Source organism: Vibrio sp. B183 (assembly GCF_000740665.1).
Classification (GTDB): domain Bacteria; phylum Pseudomonadota; class Gammaproteobacteria; order Enterobacterales; family Vibrionaceae; genus Vibrio; species Vibrio coralliilyticus.
The window spans coordinates 53,889-77,254 of sequence record NZ_JPQB01000026.1; the positions used below are offsets into that span (position 1 = coordinate 53,889).

The following is a 23,366-nucleotide window of genomic DNA, read 5'->3' on the forward strand; positions in this document are numbered from 1 at the left end:
TTAAGGATTGAATAATGAAAATCGTACAACTTTCATGGATTTCAGCGGCCATGCTTGGCCTAAGCTCACTGGCACATGCTGGTTTTGATGGTGCCATCAGTGACGGTTCACAGCGTCAGGTGGGTGAATCTGAAGTCTGGGTTCCGTTTATCCACTCTAAAGGTAAAGCAGGTATCGGTAGTACAGGTGGTAAAAAAGTCGACTTTGACGGCCTAACTGTCTTTGCCAGCCAAAATGGAGATGTATATACCTCTGGCAGTGACCACAACAACTCTAAATACGTTTTCTCTCAGGTTGCTGGTCAAGATATCTGGTTTGGTGAATGGTCTTCAGGCACTGAAAACGGTCAGGCTGTGGATCGCGCAGTTTACTACGTGGGCGATGACACAGGCACAACCGTACCTACATCTGGCTCAGCCACCTACACAGTCGCTGGTATCAATAATGGTGCTACGCTAAGCGGTCAGTTCACGGCGGACTTTGGCGCTCAAACACTTAATGGCGCTCTTTCAAACAGCAATCTGTCGATCAATCTGTACAACAACGCTATTAATGCTTCTACGGCGGAATTCTCTGGAACCGCAGTGGCGAATGGCATGTCTATCGGTCACTCTCAGGGCCACTTCTTTGGCGCCGATGCCGCTTTCCTCGCTGGCTTTGCTAAGTTTGCTGGCGACAGCACGCTAGATACTGCCTTTGGCGGTAGCAAAAACTAATTTTCGTTTTTGTCTTTCTCTTTGGGGAGCAAGTGACTTGCTCCCATTTTTTCTCCGATTGAAACACATCAATGAAAATCGACCGTAACTTTATTCTTGGCTCACTGTTAATGGTGAGCGTTAGCTATTCCTCTTTCTCTTACGCGGATCAGGATACCGATTTGCGTATCCAGCAACGTGACGCGTTATCCTCCCGTCAGAACGAAAATGCTCTTATTGAAGAAGAGTTGGAAAAAGAACGCCTAGCCGAGCAATCGGCGTCAGGCTCAGAATCGATCGTAGCGAATACCGCAGATGAGCTTGGACCGGCATTGCATGTCGCGGTTCGGCAGCGTCAATGGGCACTGGCAGAGAGTCTGCTGGAAAGGTATATGGCGTTGGCGGATTTTGATCCTATGTTGGTGCACTACGCATCGGGGGCATTGGCACGCAATGCGCGTGATTATGATCGGGCAGAAACGCACTACGCGACATTGCTTGAGATGCAGGAAAACTTTTTACCCGCAGAGTTAGAGTTAGCTCGCGTCTGGTTTGAAGACAGAGAAAACAGCGCCTCTATATCATTATTTCATGACATCCTCAGTCGCTTACCTGCTGATAACCCGAGAGCGGCGGGAGTCCGGAATACTGTAGAAAGTTTTGTTAGTGCACTGGAGTATCGTGATGAGTGGCAAGGTGCATTTTCATTTGGGCCGACTTACAACGACAACCTGAATTTGTCCTCGAAACACTATGAATGTCTGGTCTATTTCACCAATGGTCAGTGCTTTTTAGAGCGTAGCGCGCCCAAGGTTAAATCTGCCTATGGTATTGACTACGACGCCAGTTTAAATCGACGCTTTTCGCTTAGTGGTCATCATGGCTTGCAGCTACGCAGCTTTGCCTATGGCACCAATTACCAGAACCGCAAAGAACATAACGAGCAGACGTTAAACGTGACCTTTGGTTACAGCTATCAGACCGCTAAACATCAGCTCAGTATTGCGCCGCAGTTTGAATATCGCGCCTTAGCGAATCAGGCGTTGTTTGCTTCGGGCGGCTTCAAGGCGGATTGGTTTGCCAATCTTAGCCAGACTTCTGCTATGAAACTCGAAGTGGAAGGGGAATATCTCGATTATCGTAATCAGACCTTTCGCTATCAATCCGACTGGCAATGGTCTGTCTTTGGCACTTACTGGCATCAGTTACCCGACAAATGGTTAGTGTTTGGTGGTGTAGACTGGACACTGAAACAAAACCGACAGGCGGTGCATGAGTACGATTTGTGGGGAGGTCGATTGGGCGTGAATAAAACCTTCACATCGCTGAATACTGACGTGACCTTATTCGCTTCGTTGCGGCAACGTATTTATGGTGACTTCAATGCGGTGCTCGGTGAGCGGCGTGATGATACTGAGCAAAATTATACCTTAGTGGTGACTCTGCCAGAGCTGTTTGCCGGGTTTAAACCGCTCATCGAAGTCAAAGCCAATCAGACCAAGAGTAATGTTGATTGGGCATACAGCTACAAGCAGCATCAATACAGCGTAAAACTAGAAAAAAGATTCTGAAAATAATCAATGGTTTATTGGTTGTTTGAAAAATAAATGAAAAAACTTTTACGGATTTTTCATTGTTGTTCGGTGTTACTGATAGAGGTGCACGTGTTTGGCTAGGCATAGTGCGCACAGATAAACCGAATGTGAGTAAAACAATGGAATGCTTATCCAGATCACTACTGATAATTTGCTTTTTTTTAGCGGCCCCATTCAGCTGGGCTGAAACAACGTCGGAAATCGGGTCACAACCCGTTATGCAGGAAAGGGCGACCATCGCAGAGAAGGCTGAAATCTCTGCGCTTCCTGCACCGGTGAGCGACAACATGTTGCCACCGGATTTGGTCGCCGCTACTCCTCAACACGACATGTCTCCCTATGGCATGTATCAATCGGCTGACTGGGTGGTTAAAGCGGTGATGATTTTACTGCTGGTGGCCTCAGGCGTGACTTGGGCGATTGGTATCGCAAAGCAAATCCAGTTAAACCTAGCGCGTCGCCGTGCGCGTCATATTCTTAATGAATTGCTTGATTCTGAAACCTTGGTCGAAGGCAAGCTGCGCTGCGACAGTGCAGAAGGCGCTGGGCTGGCGTTGATTGAAGCTACAGAAAAAGAGCTTGCGTTATCTGCTCGAGCAGACAATGAAGATGGCATTAAAGAGCGCTTACAGCTCAGACTAGAACGTGTTCAGGCTGGTTTAAGCAGTGCGATGATAGGAGGAACTGGAGTGCTGGCGACGGTTGGTTCTGTTGGCCCTTTTGTCGGTCTATTTGGCACTGTTTGGGGGATCATGAATGCCTTTATCGGCATCGCCAAATCTCAAAACACCACATTAGCTGTCGTAGCGCCGGGGATTGCAGAAGCGTTGTTGGCAACAGCGATTGGTTTGGTGGCCGCGATTCCTGCGGTAGTGCTTTATAACCACTTTACTCGCGGTGTCAGTCAATATCGCGCGCTCATGGCAGATATCTCTGCAGCGCTGATGGTACTGGTGAGCCGAGATCTCGATAGAGAGCCCGTTTCTATCGACGGAAAAAAGTTAGCAGCCTGAGCGGAGCATAGAAATGGGATTTAAAGTTGCTTCGCAGCAGGATGAGTTGGCGGTCAATCATGAGATCAACATTACGCCGTTTGTTGATGTCATGCTGGTGCTGTTGATCATTGTAATGGTCGCGGCACCACTGGCGACGGTCAATATACCGGTCGATTTACCGACGTCGTCGGCTACACCGACACCTCAACCTAAGGCTCCGTTTTACTTGACCGTCAGCACCGATCTGGCACTGACATTGGGCGAGGAGAGGACGGTGACTCTCGAACAACTGCCTCAAGCGTTAGCCCAAGCACTGCCTGATAAAGAGCAGCGTATCTATTTACGTGCTGACAAAGCACTGGATTATCAAAGCCTGATGAAAGTGATGAATACTTTGATCGCGGAAGGTTATGCGCAGATCGCTTTGGTCGGGTTGGAACAACCAGAGACAGCAGGGGCATGATGGGCAGTCAGTTAGGCAGAGCCACATCGCATGATAGCTTTGGCCCTTGGTTGTTACCTGGAATAGCCGTTAGTGTCGGCCTCCATCTGGCTGTCGCGGCCTACTATTTTTACCAACCTAAAGCTGAATTTATTCGGCCGCCAGCAGCGATTCCGGTCAGTGTTGCCTTGGTTGCACCCGTTGCGGCGCCACATGTTGAAAAGCCTGCGTTAAACACTGGTCCAGAGCAGAACGAGTCGATGGATTCTATGGCATCAATGGCTCGCCCAGAGCCGATTGAGCCACACCAGAAGATCCCACAAGTAGTCGAGAGTGTGCCAGAGCCAACTCCGATTGAGGCCACAGAAACACATCACCCTTCAGATATTGCGACTATTGTGCCCAAGCCAGCAAAACCAACGAAGCCAAAAACGAAAGCAGAGAGTAAACCTGTAGCTCAGGTTCAAAAACAGGTGGAAACGCCGAAAGCCGAGACGCCTTCAGTCAGCCAGCAAGCTTCGGTTGCTCAGATTAAAAAGAGTGCTCCCAAGCTTGAAGTTGAAAAAGAACTCAAGCAGATTCAAGGCGTGTCTGGGGCATTCAGCCAGCACTTAAAACAAGTCAAGGTGAGTTGGAAACAGCAACTGGTTCTGCACCTTGAGCAGCATAAGCAGTATCCACGCCGCGCTAAGCGAATGCGTAAACAAGGTGTGCCTTTGATAACTTTTACTATGGATAGAGCAGGGCAGGTGTTGGGCGTCAAACTGGTGCGCAGTAGCGGAACAGAATCGCTTGATAAAGAAGCTGTGGCTCTTGTCTACCGCGCTATGCCATTGCCATTACCACCAGATGAAGTCAGTGGTGCGACCTTAACTTGGACGGTTCCGGTTCGGTTTTACGTTCAGTAGTGAATGAATCTAGCATTTGATTGACCAATATACACCCGAAGCAAACGTTTGCTAAATTTACACAAAAGCATTGAGATTTCACTCAAGATCCTTACAATCCGCGCAAACGATTAAATGCTGTATATGTCTGATGAAATGGATTGGACGTTTCTACCGCTGAGCCTATCTCGGTGACTACAGTTGCTTTGCCCCTTTTCTCTTCATACAGCATTGAATCCGTTTACTGTTTACCCCACTTGTAAAGGTTTCATTGTGAGTCTCGAATCAACCCTGAAAAGCCAGAATCAATCCGGTGTACTGGAATCGGTATTTAAAATCACTCAACGTAACACAACCCTAGGTACTGAGTTGTACGCAGGCTTTATTACGTTTTTGGCGATGAGCTATATTCTGGCTGTTAACCCAGCCATTCTGGGCAGTATTCCCGGTATGGATAAAGGCGCGGTGTTTACCGCGACGGCGATCGCAGCGGCGGTAGCAACCTTGATTATGGGCATTTGGGGCAATTACCCAGTGATGCTGGCGCCAGGTATGAGCATGAATGGCTTCTTCAAGGGGATGTTGCTGAGTAGCTCGGTTGCTTTGGTGTGGCATGAAGCGCTGTTTGGTATCTTTCTATCCGGTGTGCTGTATTTGATTCTGTCGATGACCAATATCCGCAAGGCGATGATTGAGTCGATACCAGAAGATCTCAAGCTGGCGATCACTGTTTCACTTGGGTTGTTCATTGCCTTTCTTGGCCTGAAAAACGCCGGCATTATTGTTTCTAACCCGATCATTCTGGTCAGCATGGGCAAGGTGACAGACCCACAGGTAATCATCGCTTACATCAGTATCTTTGTCGCTTTAGGGTGCATGGTGCGTGATATCAAGCTCGCGACCTTCATTTCTTTTGTTACTGCTATTGTGTTAACCGTCTTTGCTGACATGGTGATGGGGACCAACAACGCGCCGATTCCAGAGCAATTGGTCTCCGCGCCGCCAAGCTTAGCGGGCAGTTTTGGTGCAGTGTTCGATTTTTCAGGATTAACGGCGGACAAAATGTTTGATCTGCTGTTTATTGTGATTATTTTCCTGATTGTCGATTTCTTTGATGGCCTGAGCACGATTGTTGGCGTTGGCCGTGATGCAGGGATCATCGATAAGGATGGCAAGGTACCCAATGCACGTTCTGCATTGGTTGCAGATGCTGGTGGCACGGTGATTGGTTCAGTTCTGGGAACCACCTCCATCACTGCATTCTCAGAGTCCGGCATCGCTTCTTCTCAGGGCGCCAAAACCGGATTAGCTGCCGTGATGGTCGCAGGCCTGTTCTTAGTGTCTCTGTTCCTATATCCACTGTTTTCCATTTTTTCAGCCGCTATGGTGGCACCAGCGATGGTGGTAGTGGGCATCTATATGATCGGGCGCTTAGGACAAATTAGCTGGGAACAAAAAGAATCCCGCATTGCAGCGTTCTTTACCATTATGTTCACTGTTCTAAGTTTTTCTCCAGCCAACGGTATGGCGATGGGCTTTATCAGCTACGCATTTACCATGGTTGTGGCAGGTAAGGGTAAACAGGTGCATCCGGTAATTTACGCTCTATCGGCTATCTTCCTGACGTACTTGATACTGCTTTGATAAGATTCTGAAACTAAAAGCCCCGCTCTCAGAGCGGGGCTTTGTCATTCTGAGTATTAACTTACTCAATATTCTGGATCTGTTCGTTGAGTAACTATTTTTATTATTTAAAAATCAGAAGCTTAGTGATCTTATGTTGTCTGTTTTAGGGTTTTACTACCCAATATACTACCCAGTTGGTTTAAGTCGCTATGTTTCTTACGTTGACAATAGTTCTGTTATCTATGTAATGATAATTATTATCAATTCAGGCATTCCTAACAACCGAAACACTGAGCTGTGAGAGGTATATGTGCATACTGAGGTAAATATAGTGTCATGTAATTCTGCCGTAAGCAACAGTGTCTTTATTTTAAACGCTGCTTCATCAGGGGACTTAAGCTGTATTCGAGAAACGTGAATTTTGATCACCATCCCCACTTCTTGTTGATATATCTAGTTCTAGATCGGTACGTCATCAAGACTGTCCTATCACGTGTATGGTAAATGCCTTTATACAGCTAAGCGAAGGTGTTCAGCCCCATTAAAGTCGGCGTTCCTCCCGCAAATGTTTATTCCAAAACCTTAAAAATCTGCTGCAAAACGGCTGGTGGTATCGGGTCCTTGTTTTTCACGATGAAATTCTTTAGATCAAGCCGTAGATCACTCAATATTTCCAAAAATTGAAAATAACGCTTTTCAGGGGTGTCTTGCGATTGAGGTTCAGAACTTTTTTGTTGCTCTTTCTCTGACTCTCCCTCGGGCTTTTTGGCGACAAAAAATTGAGATGAAAAAGTCTCTGTTACCTGTATAAAAGTGCCAAGACTGAGATTCCCCCTTTTAGTTTCCTTTGTGTACAGCTTAACATAACCGAGTTCTTTGAGGCGTTTTAAAGTATCGGATACACGGCGAACACTCATCCCTAAAACGACCGCCATCTTGGTTTTGCTTATCCCTAATCCAAGGGTATTGCGGTCAACATTCTTGGCTAAAAATGAGCAAACCAGAATCGATGCTTCCGCAGCTTCATAGCGAAGGCTTAGCTCGCTTTTCCAAAATGTGTTGATAATTTTGGTTTGATTAATGTTTCTTTCGGAATAGGTTTCTGTCGGCATATGGCTTCTTGAAATGGGAGCGTACGGTAGCAGAATAATCCACTTTTGACGTGCTAGAGATGGGTGTTTCTTGCATAGATAGGTCTCACGAAATTGTCCCATGGTCTTAACTCGACGCAACTCTTCATTGAAATTGGTTCTCTTTTGGGCACCAAATGGTAGAGGCATTGCTATGAGTTTTTTCTCCTTTTCGTTGTAGAAATAGTATTTGCTTCTGGTATCGAATTCGTTAATCAAATTGATGATATTCACCTCAGCGTCAGGATTGATAGCTGGCGTTTCCAGTATGGTCGGTACTTCTGAACGATTGGTTTCGTCTTTGTCAGTTAGTGTCATTCATTTACCCTGGTTGTATGTAATTTTATCCGTAATCCGACGCTTTTGGCGGGATGTAGGTATATGGCATCATCACTTTTTATGTGAGTAAACTCCAGAAGAAAAAATGCTTAAACCATGATTTTTGATAAAAAATTAAGGTTACCTGGATAGATTTAGCTGATGTGAAGACTCAGTAATCACCTAAAAACAGAGGGAGAGTAAATCGAGGAGGAACGGTAATTAATAATATATATACCTACCCATCTACTAACCTAATCCCACACCTCAACCAACGACCTCATCACACGATATCTTGGTAGGGGAACCCATCCCCTACTCAAAGAGAGACTTAGAAAATAACGTCACTCTCAGTACCTATGTCATTAACAAAACATAGGTCACCATCATGTCTAAGAACCTAACCATCACACACGAACCTACTTTCAACGGAAACAACATATACATCGACAAGGAGGGTTTGGTCGTTGAATACCTAGAAGGAATAGAATCAGTCCTTGAGAAAGCTCTAGAGCAATACGCGAGACTTTTTGTCGTTCGAGTGGACCTTAACTTACCAGCAGACTTTAGGGGGGATGATTCAGCAGTGATGACTCGTTTCTTTCGATCTTTGAAATCTCAGATAGCGGCATATCGAAGACGTAGTGCTCGGTTAAATGGCAAACCCTATCGTGAAACCACTATTCGATATGTCTGGGCGAAAGAGTGTGATACCTCAACAAGCAGCCACTACCACGTTGCGCTTATCTTTGACAGAAACGTTTTTCGTTCTTTAGGGGATTTTGGTGAATATCAGCAAAGTTTGGCTAACCGTATCCGCAATGCTTGGAAGCGATCTGTGAATGCTATCTACTCAGGCAAAGAGAAACCAGCCATACATTTTTCTAAACAAGGCCAGTATCATTTGCTACGTAACTCTGAGGAGTTTGAGGAGGTGTTTCAGTCCGTCTTTTATCGACTAAGTTACCTAGCGAAGAGAAGAACCAAGCATTTTGGCAAACGTATGAACAACTTCGACCATAGCCGTAAATAGCTTAAAAATTACGGTAGTCACAGTTCCTGTGGGATTAACAACAAACTACAGGAACTCATCATGCCAAATCACATCAACGTTGCTCACAACCGCTTAGTCACCATCACCCATGACAGAACGTTTAATGGAAAACCACTCTACTACCACAAGAATGGTCTTATCGTTGAGTACTTGGAGGACATCGACCGAGTGCTGACTGAAGCGCTCGGCCAATACCCTAAACTTTGTGTCGCTCACTTTACTGTACGTCTACCAAGTGACTTTGATAGAAACCATTCTGAGGTATTCAGTCGTTTCTTTCGTACCTTGAAGCTGGAAACCAATGAGTTGTGCCTAATGAAGTACAGGCGTAGGCCTCACCAATATCACCAAACGGTCATTCGCCATGTTTGGTTCAAGGCGTGTGAGTCCACCAGCCAGTACCACCTTGTCTTGTTCTTTGATAAACGGCTTTATCTTTGTTTGGGTAAAAGTGGGGGCGAGAGGAGTCGCTATCTGTCTAGAGTTAGAAAAGCATGGGATAGAGCAGTCGAAACCAGCTGCGGTAGAAGGTGCTTGGGGTTGGCCTATTCCCCAGCTGATGATGTGTATGAGCTTCAAAAAGGGGATGAAGCGTTTCCATTGCAGTTAAATGAGCTCTTCTATCGGATAAGTCGTCTCGCGAAGCCCGTCTCCCTAAACGACGAGAACCGCAGCATGAGTTTTGGTTGCAGTCATGACTCACCTTAAAAAAATACAGCGTGAGTAATTCCTATGTCATTTACAGACTTATAGGAATTGCTCATGTCTAACAATACTTACCTTCCCAACATTACCCATTCAAAAACGTTTAACGACTACCCCGTATTTTTCAGTGACAAGGGGTTATACGAATCGGCCTTAACCAGAATGACGGAAGTCTTTGAACAAGCAACGGAGGTGTTTGATGCGGTCTTGGCTACGCGCTTAGATTTGTTTCTACCAGAAGACCATCAAGATACCGACCTCAGCATCATTAACGATTACTTTAAGCTGCTTAAAGAAAAGCTCGATACGGAATCTGTGTTCTATGTATGGCGTAAGCGAGAGGACAAGGTGCCGTCCCACAACTATCGCGTGATGCTGTTTACTGACTACAGCCAGCATTTTGGCCCCGCCATTTGCTGGGAAAAACGCAACGAATTGGTTGAGCACCTTAAAGAGGCTTGGCAAGAAGCGATAGAAAAGCACTACAGCGGCAAAGCGCGCTCATTGGTGTTTCTCAATGACCGAGGCAACTATGGCTTGGGGACACGCTGTAGGGAGCAGGACAAGAACATCAAGCGTTGTGTCTTTCATCGCATGAGCAGTCTTGCTGAAGCATGGAATGAGCAGCGTTACTTCTTTGGCTCTAGTGCAGATTAGACCGACTGCATTTTTTTACAGTAGCGGCTTATCTCATGAGTATATACACAGGAGATAATTCCCAATGACAATGAGGTTCTTAAGACTACAAGACGTGATGTCACTAACAGGGCTAGGCCGTTCCACTATTTACAAGTTCATGGATGAAGACATTTTTCCAAAAACCATTCCATTGGGAGGAAGAGCAGTGGGATGGCTAGAAAGTGAAATCGAAGAATGGATGGAATCGCGTCTAGCACTGCGAGACAACCAAGAATCTTTTCAGTAACACAAACATTAAATTACACATCAACAGGGCGCTGGCTAGGCAAAGTCATGCGCCCTTTTTCAATTAGAGAGAGATAAAAAATGAGTTATTCAATTTACGTAGACGGCGCAGCCCCAAACAATCAACACGTCTGTACACGAGGTGGCATCGGGCTGGTAGTGATGGATGAAGACAATGAGATAGTGCATGAAGAGAGCATTACCATTGACCGCAAAACCAATAGTGCTGAGCTTGAGCTACTGGCCTTGGTTGAGGCGTTGGAGTACGCCGAAGATGGGGACGTGATTTACTCAGATAGTGATTACTGCGTGAAAGGCTTCAACATCTGGATGGACGATTGGAAAGACCGAGGTTGGCGCCGTGCGGATAAGAAACCCGTCAAAAATCGTCACCTGTGGCAACAAGTGGATGAGCTGAGTTCTAGGAAGTATGTTGAAGTTGAAAAGGTAAAAGCACACTCTGGTGTTGAAGGAAATGAGAGAGCTGACTTGTTAGCGGTTGAAGCCGCGGCGTTATAAGGTCAGTGGCACGCAGCTTGTGGGATGTACCCCACAAGCTGTTATTCTTATTTATTATTGGTATTGATGGTTTCGATTGTTTCTCTTAACGTTCCGGTATTGCCTGAGGAACGAGTTATCTCTAATGCTCAACGAAAAGTTTAGAATGCCCATTATCAAGTTGGGTAACCCATTTCTACCTTCGCCGGATGAAGTCTCAGAGTTTTTGGGACTCCCTGTTTCTCCCAGAGAAAAAATAAAGTGGTTAAATGCGTCAGTGGTCAAGAGTAAGCTGCCGACAGACCGCACGCTTGATAACATAAGTAAGGAGGGAATACGGTGGAAATCGATACGTCAGTTTGCTTGGCAACTGGCGAGAGTGTTTGTTCGTAAAGGATGGTCCCTTAACGTTTCTTTCCCCGATGGTGGTATTCATAAAGCAGACTTATCTTTTTGGTGGTCACACACTCTTAAAGGCGTTCAGCAAGGGTTGTCTTCGACGTCTGGTGAGTTGAATCTCGGGCTCTTGGTTAGCTATATCGATAGGCGCTGCGCCGCCTATCAAAAACAGTTGGCTTTTATGCAGGATGCGCCTGGTATCAATGAGTGCAACCAAAGCGAGTTAATCTCAGGCTATTACCTACCAGCTCTCGACTTTACGTTGCTCAGTGAGCCAGAAAAGGTGCTTGTAAAAAACTGGCTCAAATCGCCAAGTGAATCTGCCTCACAAGAAACTGAGCAGGCTATGCTGTGTTTCTGCCATGATTTTTGGTGGTCCTTAATGTCGGTCATTGATGCAATATTTCTTGAAGATTGGGATAAACACCATGAAGAGTACACTCCTAGTTCGTATGCCCGACAATACGGGGTGTTCGGTCAGGTTTTTAAGCGACAAGAGAGCACATTCCTTGGCAAGTTTTTTGGCCTATTAAAAGAGCAGACTAATCAGACTTACGCTCAGTTATCGGAGTATGTTGCCTTACCTTTTAGTGAGCATGAGCGAAATGGAGTACTAAAGCGCGATGTTCAACAAGAACGCTTCAAAGAGTGGCGTAGCGGAAAAAGCCTCCCTTCTGTAAAAGCCTTGAGTACGTTTTTTGACAACATGGACTTAGGGCGCCAAGGTACGGATTTACTGATATACGCACTGTTTATGAGAGCGCTTGATAAGGAAGGGGGCTGTACGCTACCTGATATCTATACGACAAATCGTTACCAGCGTTACTACCAACACCATGCTTACTAGGCTGCACTAAAGCAGCCTAGGTCCGCTTTTACTTTTTGCTGGGTGGGTTATTGGTGCGACCTCCACCTGATGGATTCGAGGTGCCATTTTTGGTCGGCCATAGCGGGGCGTTGTTGCCTGATTGTTGTTTATTTCCCATGGGTTGCTCCTTTTTGTTGAGGCTGTCGACGAATATTCGTCGACAGCCATCATGCATGAATACGGAGAGTGATTGGGAGGGGGGAAAGAGCGAAAGTTACTGGGAGTGATTAAGTACTTTTTCGTTGATCTCTAATGTAGATATGTACCGCCCCTGCTTGAGTCTGCCTTTTGTCTATTTCAAACAGTTCAGTCGCCTCAATGAGTTGGCTCAGAGTGTTGAACCCGTAGTTTTTTGAACTGAAGTCCGGGTATTGTCTTTTGATTAGGCCACCACATTGGCCCAGAAAAGACCAGCCGTCCTCGTCTTGGTATTCACTGGCAGCGCCTCGTAGGATATTCAACAGTTTCGTATCACCTCGTAGTTTATTGCGAGTCTCGCGAGGCTCTGCTTTCTTGGGTTTGTCTGAAATGACGGCAGTGACTTCTTCTTTTGGCGCGTATCGTTCTTTAAGGACTTCAGTGTAAATAAAATCATCACACGCATTACGAAAGGCGAGTGGTGTTTTCTTCTCACCGACACCAAAGACATAAATTTGAGACTCTTTGAGGCGTGAAGCCAACTTGGTGAAATCACTGTCGCTACTGATGAGAGCAAAAGCGTCATACTTATTCGAGTAGAGCAAATCCATGGCATCAATGATCATGGCAGCATCAGAGGAGTTTTTGCCCTGAGTGTACGAAAACTGCTGAATAGGATTGATTGCCAACTCATTGAGTGGTTGTTTCCAGTTCTTTAAACATCCTGAACTCCAGTCTCCGTACGCTTTTTTTACCAGAATATGTCCGTGTTTAGAGAGCTCTTTGAGCACAAAATCTAAAACTGCATATTGTGCGTTTTCTGCGTCGATTAAGACGGCAATTTTCTTTTCAGAGTCTATATCAATCAAATCCATGTCCTTATGAGCTAATGGTGAGAGCACCTAGGTGTAGTTCAATGATGCGGCGTGTAAGGCCGATAAGCAACGAGTACAGCTACAGAGTTATCTATTTGAGTGTTGATGCACGAAAGAGATAAAACCTATTGATGAGTGAGTTACTAACATAAGAGGCTGAAGGAACAACGGTCACACTCTAGCGCATTGCTGAGAACAAATAGAGGTTATCAGTCCTGCTCACTCTATGGATTGAGTAGAATATGCCTCATTAAAAAGTGGCGGTGGAATTAACAGTGAGTTATAGAGTGGTACGGCTAACGGAGCTGATGACGCATGAGTTCGGTCAAGTCGAAGGGGATATAGAAAGGTTAACGGAAAGGGCACTGAGTTCTGCAATCCCTCATGGGATGAGTTTCTCTCGCTTTATAGATAAACTCAAAAGTGGTGAATTGGCCCTGTTGACGGACACTCCATCTAAGCCAGTGATGCTTAGAAATGGAATGAGTAAATCGTGGAGCTTGTCTACTGAAGGGCAGGAGACCTTATCGCCAGAGGCAAAAAATGCCTTTCTCTCTAGAGCGAAAATATCTCGTGGAGCGGTAAGTAGAGCAGCGTCAAGTCAAAGCCGTGCGGCATACGCTCCAAGTATCGAAGAGACCTATGTCCCTGAGCCCATTAAGCCTGATACTTCTGATGCACCACCTAAGCTCAAATATGAATATTGTTTTGAGGTCGCTTGTTCCGATGAAACGTTAAGAAAAAGCGTAGGCTGTGCGTTTCAACTGGGTAAGACTAAGCAAGAAGCCATGATTGGTCGCTGGGAGACGGAGCCTACGGAGCGCGGTACTAAATACACCGCCCATACTGCCTTTGATGAGCCGAAAAAATTGTTTGCGAAAGTGGCGAACAACTCAATGGGTATCAGTGTGCCTGAAAGTGTGCAGGTCAAGCCGATAGGCTCAGGTGTAGTGAGGGAGGCTTTTATTCCAGTTATCCCATCTGTGCGGCTAGGGGAGCGTTTAGGGCTGCCGACGGAAGGTTATTATTACCACTTTCATAATGGCCGTTTGGTTCAAGAATACAAGCTGCTGGGTGAGGGCAAGTGGGCGTTCTATGCCACATGCTCCACTCATGAACGATTGAATAACGAGCAGGGTTACAACGTCTACCAAAGTGCCATTCTGGTTTACTGGAAGCTCGAAGGTAAAGAGATTGATAACCAACATTTGATTTACTTAGAAAAGCAAATCACCCGAGAAGAGCTCAATAACCTGAATGATGACTGGTTGGTTGAGCACGGTATTAAGCTTGATATCAATGAGCTGCTTGCTACACCCAAACAGCCTGTCGTGGAAAGGCAAACCACTCAATCTGTGGAAGCAGATAAAGCAAAGACCAAGCCAGAGACGCATATCGTTGGGGCTGACTCCAAAACCAACCAACGGGAATCATGGGGAACCATTGCAGGGCAATATGGTTTGTCGGCGAAACAGTTACTTGATATGAACCCGCAGTATGATGCTGACCCGATGAAATTGAAGGTTGGTGACCAATTAGTAGTAAGTAATAAGGCCGAGATTGAACAACAGACCGATTTAAAGTATGGGAAACCAAGTGTTGAAGTGAAGGAGTACAACAAGCCCTCAAACTCAATTTATGACTATTCAAGTTCTTACATCAAAGGCTCCACATTTAAGTCGGTGAATTCTGAAGGTATTGTTCACGATGATCTCACCATTGCTAACTTAAAAGAGGTTGAAGAGCAGATAGAGTTCCAACTTGGCTTTGCGAGGGTTGAAAAGTCTCAGTCCCTTAGTGATTATTGGGAACAAGCGCTAAGTGGTGTCTCTTCGAAAACGAAATCTCTGATCCAAGAACATAACCAACATCTGAATGATCCCCTAATTCCTGGAGAAATGGTTATCTTCCTAACTAAGGAACCGTCTTCAGAAGAGGACAAGGCGAAGCTAAAGTCAATAAAAGATAATTCAGTGCTAGCGAGTGAAGAATTGGGCAAGCTGAGCTCCGATCAAATCGAGTTGCATCAAGCTTACTTTGAAGTAATAGAAAATAAGCTGGTGGAGTATTGGAATACGGGTAAGCCGTCGGACTCATTCGCATACATGGGAGCAGCAGTTGGAACAATAGCGCCAGCAATGCAGAAAAATCTGGAAAATGTATCGTCATCACTTAAAAAGATGGATCGTCTATACCTCGATCTCCTAGCTAAAAAAATCGACCGAGCAAGCTTTGTTCGACAGAGGCAAGGTTTGAAGAAAATCCTCGATAAGCAGTTGGATAAACTTACGCAGCGTACTCTGAAGATACCAGTCGACCAAGGCTTAAAGACAAGTTTGGGCATAGACTCTACTAAGTCACTCATTCACAATGCTGATGAAATATTAAAGGCAGGTTCGGTTCCCGAGCTGGGAGCCCGTGTAGCCAATACCGCTAAGTGGATAACTTATGCGGAGAAAGCAGGAAAAGTTGCTATAGGACTCAGTGTAGCTAGTGGTGTGTATAACGTGTCTGAGAATTGTGGGAGTCTTGAAGCTTGTGCACGTAGCACTGCTAAAGAGACTGGCGGAGTAATTGGAGGCTGGGCTGGAGGTACTGCTGGTGCTGCGGCCGCTGGGGCTTTTGTTGCTTTTGTTGGGATAACTTCCGCGCCCGTTGTTATGCTTGTGGTTGGAGTCGGAGCTTTGGGAGCAGGAATCTATGGTGCAGGCTCTGGTAAGGATATAGCGGAAAAAGCTTATGAATTTTTCGAGTTAGACCTATTTTTGAAAGAAATTGAAAGCAATATTGAGAAAGATATACCTGATGATATCGAAGAGTATATAAATAAGCAGATTTTCAATGATTTCAGTGTTGGATCGAGTTTCTAGGGGGATAAATGTTGGGCATAAAACCACTATTAGGGTTGTTATTTTTCGTGTGGGGGGGCGTCTATTTTTATCACCTTGTCGTTTATTCCTTAGGAGATAAAAAACGTATCAATCAATTAGTGGACAACTTAGCGAAAGAGCCCGAAAGCTTTAAGAGTAAAAACTACATTGCTATGAATAGCATGGGGGCTGGTGGTTTATTCTCATACTTTTGCCTAGTTTACCCTCTTGTAAGACATCGAAGAAGAGAGAAAAAGTGTTCTTCTGACGTTTTTATGTTTTTAAACTGGTTGTTTTTTATGACCGTGCTTTATCTATTTATTTTTGTATAAAGGATAAATATCGCGATCATTTTGGGTACGGATAAGCATTTTTTATAGATAACATATACCTTCAAACAGATGCGTTGAGACAAAAAAGAATGGGGAGCGAAATTGCTCCCCATTGTCATTTTTTATCGTTGCTGGTGGTCTTACTTTTCTTTGATGGCTTCACAGCCTTCAGGAATCGTAATAGTCGATGCGTCCATACCTGCCTGTTGCGCTGCTTTCACATCTATTTTGTATTGAGTGCATTTGCCAATACTGACGTTGACTGCACCAGTTTCAGCGGCTGGATTACCTCCTAATGCTCCCCCTCCCTGAGCGAAAACAAAAGGCGTGATTAGGGTTGCGAGTAGAACGAGAATGTTCGTTGTAGTGTGACTCATAGTGTTTCCTTATTGGGTAAATTTTGGTTAGGTTTGTTGAGGGCTAGAAGGTGTAGACAAAGGTGCCAGCGCTAGAAGTGACTTCGATTTCTTTCACGCTGTCTACGGTGCAGTTGTTGCTGTATCCGGTGTAGGTTTCACCGAATTTTAATGAAACGTTTCTAGAAAGTTCTGAGCTTGTTCCAGCGGGCAGGCGGCAGTTACCTCGGTTGACAATGACATTGCTTACTACTGTGCTGTCAGTGATAGCTTGAATATCAAAGGTCAATGTTCCCCAATGTGGGTTGGTGGATATCGACACTTCAATATCGGCGGTGACGGTTTGCGCTTCTTCCTGTTCGCTGCAAGCGGTGACTCCGAGGATCAGTACACTCAGCATAATGGTCCGAGTTAAGGTATTCATAGGTATCTCTCCGTAGTGGTGAGTTAAATTTGGGATGCACGGATTTCAGCGTGTTCACGCATGAACTGCTCTAGGTTGAAACCCGTGGGATAGATAAAAGAAAACGTCGATACGCTAGCCTCATCAATCAGAGGTAGGGTTAGGGTGCGTATCGTGGGTTGACCGGATAATCGAAAAAGCAGCAAGAGTGCGTCACATTGAACCGAGAGTCCCAGTGGCTCGATGAGCGCTTTCTCTTGCTGCAAAACTTGACTCGATATCTTGAGCATACGGTTGTTGAGTAATGCCGTGTGTACCGCATTCAGTACTTGCCGCTGCTCATTACTCCACTCACGAATAGTGGGCAGTGCTACATGGACTTTGGCTAACCATGCTTGCTCTTTTGAATACGCTGAACCCTTGTGTAGTAAGGGTTTGTCTCTCTCCGAGGAGCGACCTTGCCCATAATTCAGTGCATCAGGAACAAGCGGCAGTAAGTACTTGTTGGTCAGTTGCCAATAGAGCGTTTCCTGCTTGTTGAGCTTCAGTAATTGCTCTGAGGTTTTGCGATAAACATGGGGCATGCTCATCGAATCACACTCCACGTTAAACACCTCAACAATGACTTCATCGAGATAGCGTTTAATGCTGCGCGTGGTGCGGTGGATATCGAGTTGGGCTAACTGCTGCTGCAACTCCCTAACGGTAATCCAACGATGTTGAGGAATAAGCATCAGCGTGTGCAGCAAAGCGGATAACCCTTCAATGCTGGTTTTATTGCTCATGACTACACTCTCAATACATCAAAGCTCCAAGACCGGAGGTGGACATTTAATGTCGGGAGAGTAGAGGTGAGTCAGACACATAATGTCCAACGGTGAAAACTGCATCAATCGGCAACACGAAAGCGTGAGCCGATTAACATTAACGAGGCTTATGCTTATCACTGAACTCTGCAATCGCAGCCAATAATCCAATCAGCAGTACCACCAGAAAACCTAACGTCGTTAGAGTTCCGATAGCGCCAAAGAAAGGAGAGAGGGTAAACAAAGTAATAAGAGCGGTGACAAGCTTAATGGTGTTAAGGAGAAGAGAAGTCATGAGTTATTGTGGAGTGACGGCTATCTCGTTGTAGGCGTCCGTATCGACATAAGTAAGAAAGTTACACTCCCACAACTGATAGAGCTCTTTGGCATCATGGCTACCCTGCATTGGCAGCCAACCACGATAGGCGACAAAGAACTGTCCAACCCGAAAATCAAAATCCAAGTTGCGCTCTAGCTCTGGGTAGTAGTTTCCCATATAAGCAAAGTCGGTGATGTACTCAACGCTCCATTCTCCTGTTGAGGTGTGGCAAATTGCTATCTCAACCGGATGGAAGCCACCAGCATCAGCGCTATAACTTTTATCGCGAAAGTTAAACACCAGATAACGGCTGGTGGTCAGCGCTTCATTACTCAGCAAATGAACGGTGAGCTGTTCACTTAGCAGCTTTTGCAGTTTCTTTGACACAGGCAATAATGATGCTGTGAAGTTTAATTTGGACATAGTGGGTCCTCCTTGTTTCAGGATTCAAATAAGAAATGAGAGATTAGGTTTTAGTTGAAAGTGCCGACCATCGTCAGTTGCACATCATCAAAGATGTTTCTGGAAAGGTGCCGAGCAAAGGCTTTCATCCATACCGAGAGCAGCTCTTGTACCTCAGGGTGGGATAAATCAACGCTCCCCACATCGGGTTGATAGCACCAACGATTAGCAAGGTGAAAGTACAACTCAGGCTCAACGGTTGTACTGTTGTCATCGGGATAAGAGAAACTGGCAAAGAAGACCATTAGCCAAGAGCTCGTGGCTGACTCACGTTTAAGCTGTACCTCTATCGGATGTAAACCTTGTCGATGTCGGTAGTAACTCATCTGACGGCAATTCAGTACGAGTCGTTCTGCGTTTTCTGGCAGAGTGTATTTATTCAGAAGTGCTTCCAGTGACGAATGTAAAGCGTCATCAATGCACAGTTCTCCGTAATGTTGTTCAATCATAACCACCCCCTTTCGGCAAACGAGGTGCAGGTATCGCCTGTCACAATATGGTCAAGGACACGGACATCCACCAGCGCGAGCGCGTCCTTGAGTCTTTCGGTTATGCGCCTATCGGCTTGAGATGGTGTTGAGTCACCAAATGGATGGTTATGCGCGAATATCACCGCAGCGGCATTCACTTCTAACACTGCTTTTACCACTTCACGTGGATAGACGCTGGCCGCATCCACCGTTCCATGAAACAGCTCTTTAAATTCAATCAATCGGTTTTGGTTATCCAGCAGTAATAAGGCAAACACTTCACGCTCATGGCTACCTAGCTTACAGCGCACATACTCTATAGTGGCTTCAGGTTTGGTTAGGGCATCACCACGCACGTAGCGTGTAGCCAATATCTCTGCGGCATGCTCTAGGATTTCATTCTCCTGATAGCGTTGCTGCTTTTGGTAATCGGAGGTTTTGGGGTTCATTTCAGGCTCCTGTCGGAATCAATGATGGGGTTTCACATTGATGACATATGCCTGAAAATTTTTTGGTTTAGGGTGAAGGGCTATCGTAGGCAGTAGAAGGAGGTGGCGTGCTCTTAATGAGAGCATATGGGGTGTTAGTTTTGAGGAAGAAAGCACTGATAGCGTTAGAATGAGAGAGGGTAGGACAGAATCGCGTGTGAACACAATTCATTGAGCCGTTACTCTAAATGATTTATGCCCAAAGTTTCTCAATCAAGGAATGAACGAATATTTCTTTCGTCATTAATTGACCTATTTATTGTCATTCGAATCTGGATGTGATTGGGACACTGAGTTCTTGGAAAACAACCCTTAGTGGCTGTCTATGATGCCTTTGTATGGTTGCCCGTTCGACAACATACACCCAAGCATGTACTGTGTTAAAGGCTACATCTTGGATGATTAGCGCCTGAATTACAGTTGACGTCTTATCATTAACTGATAACATACATTGTTTTTATTTACCTAGTATTAAGGATGTTTTGTGTCAGAGGTGGGTATAGGCGTGTCTAGCTGCATTATTGGTATTAAAGGTCAAATTCCAAGTTCCACAAACCAAGTAGATGTTTGGTTTGACTCACTTAAATCAATTGCATCGGTTCTATCTGAAGAAAATCAGCATTTGCTAAGGACTATTGCAGATAAGAAACCTGAGAATATTACAGAGCTATCTGAATTAACTGGGCGAGCAGTAAGTAATCTTTCTCGGACTATTAAAACGTTAGAGAAACATGGTCTTATTAATATTGAGAACTGCGGGAAAAGTATTAAACCGAAAGTTAAGTATAGTAATTTTAATATATTATGTGATTTGAGTTTGAATAACGAAAAAAAAGATTTGTTAGAAGATAAATTTACTTTGGTCTCAATGTTTACAGGTGTTGGTGGGCTAGATATGGGATTTGAAGGTGGTTTTAAATACAAAGATCAATACTTTGAATGCCAACCATTCTCAACTCTGGCTGCTTATGAGAAAGATGAAAAGTGTGTAGAAACAATAAAGAAAAATTTAAATATACCTATTAGCCAAGTGGAGTTATCTGAAGAGCTTGTTAATGATTTTCCAAGTGCTGATGTGTTAATCGGTGGCTTTCCATGCCAAGATTTTAGTTCTTGTGGCCCTAAAAGAGGCCTTAGCTCTGACAGAGGTCAACTATACAAAGTTCTAGTTAGATATATGCAACATCACAAACCTAAAATTGTATGCGCTGAAAATGTTCCTAATTTAGCGCGAATGCAAAAAGGGGCTGTGCTAGAAACTATAGTTAATGATTTTAGTGAGCAAGGTTATAAAGTCCAAGTGTGGGATCTTTTTGCTCCAGATTACGGTGTGCCACAAAGTCGTAGAAGACTATTTTTTATTTGTACCAGAAATGATCTTGAAGGCGAACCTTTAAAGCCAGAACCAAAATTTGTTAACATGCATCGCGGAACCAAATGGGCAATCGAAGATTTGGAAAAAGTTATTGATGAAACCATTCCAAACCAGAGCCAGTACTTCAAGGCATCAAAAGCCAAGAAAGGAAATGGTCAAGGTGATGAGCACTGTAAAGCAGACGAACCCTCTTACACAATTAGAGCAAACGCTAAGTCTCGAGTCCAATTTCATTATGAATTAGATAGAAGGCTAACGATCAGGGAGTGTGCTCGTCTACAGACGTTCCCCGACTCTTTTGTTTTTCCTCATTCTGCTACTTCAAATGTTATGCAAATAGGTAATGCAGTACCACCTATGTTGTCATATGAGGTGGCAACATCAATCAGAGAATTTTTATTAAAACAGGATTGATTAATATATGAAAGGAAATAGGGATGAGGTTTTTGCTTATGTTTTTTCAAAAGCCGATGAAGTTGGTTACATGGGACTTGATTCCGCTAGGTCTGGTAAGTTTCAAGATGAATTGGAAAGTGATCCTGAGTTGATTAGAATTGCTGGAGAGAGGCTCTCTCGAAATTACATTAAGGACACTATTTTAAATAATTATAGTAAGAAGCAGAGATATATATCAGAAGATGATGTACTTAGTGTATTCGTTGAGTTGACTGATATTTCTGTTTTAGGTGCAAAAAAAGATCTTGAGAATGGGGTCTTTAAAATTTCATATTTAGGTGAGGAGTTTGAGTGCACTAGTTCAAGTATTAACGAATGGCAAACGGTTTTAAAACGATTCGGAAAAAGAAGTAATGGAAAAACTAGATTTGCTTTTTTGACTTGTGGTGGTGTAGAGAAGCAGAAAGATGAGCTTGGGGCTGTCGTAGATATTTTAAGCTCATACGGTGTAACAGCTCTCATCGTTAAGCCTAGTCAGAAACCTATATCAATAACGTTGTATGTAGAAAATAAATCTGGTCAGCCTTTCAGCTTAGTTAAAACGGGTTTATCCAAACCCTTCCTTCTTCTCGCTGGCATCTCTGGTACAGGTAAAACCCGTTTTGTACGTGAGCAGGCTAAAACCTCGGGCCAGTTTGCTGAAACCTATTGTTTAACTTCGGTGCGCCCCGATTGGCATGAGCCTAGCGATTTGCTTGGTTATATTTCTCGCCTTGCAAAAGACGGCGAAGCCGAATACATCACTACCGATGTATTGCAATTTATGGCCAAAGCTTGGCGTGCCATTGCTGATAGCGGCTTAACCGTTGAAGTACAAGAGAGCGAAGACCAAGGCGAGCGTTTAGTCGTAGCAGGTGAACGTGATGAGTTAGATAAGGTGCTGCCTTACTGGCTGTGTTTGGATGAAATGAACCTTGCCCCTGTTGAGCAGTATTTTGCTGATTATTTATCTGTACTGGAAACTCGCGAATGGTGTTGGACTGATGACAGCTTTACCTACAGCAGTGATGCCTTATTAAAGCCTGCCACCATTAAAGAAGTCGCAGACAAAGAAAAGCTACGCGAAGCACTAGGTTTTGGTAGTGAAGATTACAGCGAGCTTTGGGATTTGATTTGCCAATATGGCTTAGGTATTCCGTTTAACCTGTTGGTCGCAGGCACGGTGAATATGGATGAAACCACCCATGGCTTTTCTCGCAAGGTGATTGACCGAGCGCTGAGCTTTGATTTTGGTGCGTTTTTCCCTAATGACTATAACGACTTTTTCACCCCAACCAGTTGCAATAAACGCCTTAGCTATCCTATTTGGTCAAACGCCTGCAAGGCAGACTTAGCCAATACCTTTGATGCGGATGGCGCTAAAACTCTAGCGTTTTTATCGGCTGTTAATGCAGTGCTAAAAAATACACCGTTTGAATTAGCGTTCCGTGCGCTCAATGAACTGCTCCTCGCAGTGGCTAGCAGCCAACCACAAGATGACCTGACCCTAAAAGCCGTATGGGACGACTTTATGATGTGCAAGGTTCTGCCGCGCATCGAAGGCGATACCGACAAACTGACTACATCTGATGGTAAGGCTTTGTTGGTTGAACTTAATACAGTGTTGGCAGACCAGTTAGCCTCCATTTGGCTGGCGTCTGACACAGACGAAGACAGTCAACGCCCTGACTTGTATCGCGAAAAAATCGTGGCCGATGGTGCTACTGATGAGGAAAAAGTACTTCGCATACCTTGCCGCTCAAAAGCTAAGTTGCAGTGGATGAGCGAGCGATTAGCTAGTGCGACCTTCACCAGTTTCTGGCCTTAATGGGTTGGTGTTTTTTGATGCTTTTTGCAATGAGTGCAACCCATAAAAACCGTACAGCGAAGGTGTAAGGAGT

The 23,366-nt window shown here is 44.8% G+C and carries 24 protein-coding genes and 1 riboswitch; of the genes, 15 read left to right on the forward strand and 9 right to left on the reverse strand.

All coding sequences use genetic code 11. The features are described from left to right. Window positions 1-14 precede the first annotated feature (14 nt). From IX95_RS22210 to IX95_RS22235, 6 genes are all read left to right on the forward strand, one after another. Complete coding sequence (locus IX95_RS22210) at window positions 15-716, forward strand: Slam-dependent surface lipoprotein (protein WP_006957179.1); 702 nt, start codon at window positions 15-17, stop codon at window positions 714-716. A gap of 71 nt (window positions 717-787) precedes the next feature. Continuing rightward, window positions 788-2,266, forward strand: a complete 1,479-nt coding sequence (locus tag IX95_RS22215; protein WP_038164110.1) for a surface lipoprotein assembly modifier — start codon at window positions 788-790, stop codon at window positions 2,264-2,266. Between the two features lie 242 nt (window positions 2,267-2,508). Further along, window positions 2,509-3,303 carry a tonB-system energizer ExbB gene (exbB, locus tag IX95_RS22220; protein ID WP_038164385.1) on the forward strand — a complete coding sequence of 265 codons (795 nt, stop codon included), beginning with the start codon at window positions 2,509-2,511 and terminating at the stop codon, window positions 3,301-3,303. A 13-nt stretch (window positions 3,304-3,316) separates the two neighbouring features. Further along, a complete protein-coding gene (exbD, locus tag IX95_RS22225; RefSeq protein WP_038164112.1) occupies window positions 3,317-3,748 on the forward strand; it encodes a TonB system transport protein ExbD in 432 nt (143 codons plus the stop codon). Further along, a complete protein-coding gene (locus IX95_RS22230; protein ID WP_038164116.1) occupies window positions 3,745-4,635 on the forward strand; it encodes an energy transducer TonB family protein in 891 nt (296 codons plus the stop codon). Before exbD ends, IX95_RS22230 begins: the two co-directional genes overlap by 4 nt. 97 nt (window positions 4,636-4,732) lie before the next feature. Next, window positions 4,733-4,832: riboswitch (purine riboswitch) on the forward strand. A gap of 55 nt (window positions 4,833-4,887) precedes the next feature. Continuing rightward, a complete protein-coding gene (locus IX95_RS22235) occupies window positions 4,888-6,258 on the forward strand; it encodes an NCS2 family permease (RefSeq protein WP_038164118.1) in 1,371 nt (456 codons plus the stop codon). Window positions 6,259-6,809: 551 nt separating this feature from the next. On the opposite strand, the gene IX95_RS22240 is transcribed toward IX95_RS22235, so the two are convergent. Then, entirely contained in the window at window positions 6,810-7,688 is an 879-nt protein-coding gene (locus IX95_RS22240) for a winged helix-turn-helix domain-containing protein (protein ID WP_038164120.1), read from the reverse strand. Window positions 7,689-8,076: 388 nt separating this feature from the next. On the opposite strand from IX95_RS22240, the gene IX95_RS22245 reads away from it, so the two are divergent. The 6 genes from IX95_RS22245 to IX95_RS22270 all read left to right on the forward strand — a co-directional run bounded on the left by IX95_RS22245 (window position 8,077) and on the right by IX95_RS22270 (window position 12,115). After that, window positions 8,077-8,721, forward strand: a complete 645-nt coding sequence (locus IX95_RS22245) for an inovirus Gp2 family protein (RefSeq protein ID WP_152562060.1) — start codon at window positions 8,077-8,079, stop codon at window positions 8,719-8,721. A gap of 60 nt (window positions 8,722-8,781) precedes the next feature. Next, window positions 8,782-9,450 (forward strand): YagK/YfjJ domain-containing protein, encoded by a 669-nt coding sequence (locus IX95_RS22250; protein WP_038164122.1) that lies wholly within the window; start codon window positions 8,782-8,784, stop codon window positions 9,448-9,450. Window positions 9,451-9,504: 54 nt separating this feature from the next. Further along, window positions 9,505-10,104 (forward strand): inovirus Gp2 family protein, encoded by a 600-nt coding sequence (locus tag IX95_RS22255; protein WP_038164124.1) that lies wholly within the window; start codon window positions 9,505-9,507, stop codon window positions 10,102-10,104. A gap of 70 nt (window positions 10,105-10,174) precedes the next feature. Beyond that, the gene (locus IX95_RS22260; protein WP_038164388.1) at window positions 10,175-10,372 is read left to right on the forward strand and encodes an AlpA family transcriptional regulator; all 198 of its coding nucleotides are present in this window, start codon (window positions 10,175-10,177) and stop codon (window positions 10,370-10,372) included. 80 nt (window positions 10,373-10,452) lie between these two features. Then, window positions 10,453-10,890, forward strand: coding sequence for an RNase H family protein (locus IX95_RS22265; RefSeq protein ID WP_038164126.1), 438 nt, complete (start codon window positions 10,453-10,455; stop codon window positions 10,888-10,890). Window positions 10,891-11,014: 124 nt separating this feature from the next. After that, a complete protein-coding gene (locus tag IX95_RS22270) occupies window positions 11,015-12,115 on the forward strand; it encodes a hypothetical protein (RefSeq protein ID WP_038164128.1) in 1,101 nt (366 codons plus the stop codon). Between the two features lie 248 nt (window positions 12,116-12,363). Here the strand turns inward: IX95_RS22270 and IX95_RS22275 are convergent, their stop codons facing one another. Beyond that, a complete protein-coding gene (locus IX95_RS22275) occupies window positions 12,364-13,143 on the reverse strand; it encodes an NYN domain-containing protein (protein WP_038164389.1) in 780 nt (259 codons plus the stop codon). A gap of 269 nt (window positions 13,144-13,412) precedes the next feature. On the opposite strand from IX95_RS22275, the gene IX95_RS22280 reads away from it, so the two are divergent. Further along, on the forward strand, window positions 13,413-16,019 hold the full coding sequence (locus tag IX95_RS22280) for a LysM peptidoglycan-binding domain-containing protein (protein ID WP_038164390.1): 2,607 nt from the start codon (window positions 13,413-13,415) through the stop codon (window positions 16,017-16,019). A gap of 472 nt (window positions 16,020-16,491) precedes the next feature. On the opposite strand, the gene IX95_RS22290 is transcribed toward IX95_RS22280, so the two are convergent. The 7 genes from IX95_RS22290 to radC form a co-directional block, all read right to left on the reverse strand. After that, the gene (locus IX95_RS22290; RefSeq protein WP_038164134.1) at window positions 16,492-16,728 is read right to left on the reverse strand and encodes a hypothetical protein; all 237 of its coding nucleotides are present in this window, start codon (window positions 16,726-16,728) and stop codon (window positions 16,492-16,494) included. A gap of 43 nt (window positions 16,729-16,771) precedes the next feature. After that, the gene (locus IX95_RS22295; protein ID WP_038164136.1) at window positions 16,772-17,131 is read right to left on the reverse strand and encodes a hypothetical protein; all 360 of its coding nucleotides are present in this window, start codon (window positions 17,129-17,131) and stop codon (window positions 16,772-16,774) included. A 23-nt stretch (window positions 17,132-17,154) separates the two neighbouring features. Then, window positions 17,155-17,895, reverse strand: a complete 741-nt coding sequence (locus tag IX95_RS22300) for a transcriptional regulator (RefSeq protein WP_038164138.1) — start codon at window positions 17,893-17,895, stop codon at window positions 17,155-17,157. 139 nt (window positions 17,896-18,034) lie between these two features. Next, on the reverse strand, window positions 18,035-18,211 hold the full coding sequence (locus tag IX95_RS26385) for a hypothetical protein (RefSeq protein ID WP_038156520.1): 177 nt from the start codon (window positions 18,209-18,211) through the stop codon (window positions 18,035-18,037). A 3-nt stretch (window positions 18,212-18,214) separates the two neighbouring features. Beyond that, the gene (locus IX95_RS22310; protein ID WP_038164141.1) at window positions 18,215-18,658 is read right to left on the reverse strand and encodes a DUF2787 domain-containing protein; all 444 of its coding nucleotides are present in this window, start codon (window positions 18,656-18,658) and stop codon (window positions 18,215-18,217) included. A gap of 50 nt (window positions 18,659-18,708) precedes the next feature. Continuing rightward, a complete protein-coding gene (locus tag IX95_RS22315) occupies window positions 18,709-19,146 on the reverse strand; it encodes a DUF2787 domain-containing protein (protein ID WP_038164143.1) in 438 nt (145 codons plus the stop codon). After that, window positions 19,143-19,616, reverse strand: coding sequence for a RadC family protein (radC, locus tag IX95_RS22320; RefSeq protein WP_038164145.1), 474 nt, complete (start codon window positions 19,614-19,616; stop codon window positions 19,143-19,145). The genes IX95_RS22315 and radC overlap by 4 nt, the downstream gene beginning before the upstream one ends. Before the next feature lie 544 nt (window positions 19,617-20,160). Between radC and dcm the strand changes: the two genes are divergently transcribed. Together dcm and IX95_RS22330 are read left to right on the forward strand one after the other, a co-directional pair. Beyond that, entirely contained in the window at window positions 20,161-21,444 is a 1,284-nt protein-coding gene (gene dcm / locus IX95_RS22325) for a DNA (cytosine-5-)-methyltransferase (RefSeq protein WP_235202658.1), read from the forward strand. A gap of 7 nt (window positions 21,445-21,451) precedes the next feature. Further along, window positions 21,452-23,293 carry an McrB family protein gene (locus IX95_RS22330; protein WP_235202659.1) on the forward strand — a complete coding sequence of 614 codons (1,842 nt, stop codon included), beginning with the start codon at window positions 21,452-21,454 and terminating at the stop codon, window positions 23,291-23,293. Window positions 23,294-23,366: the final 73 nt, after the last annotated feature.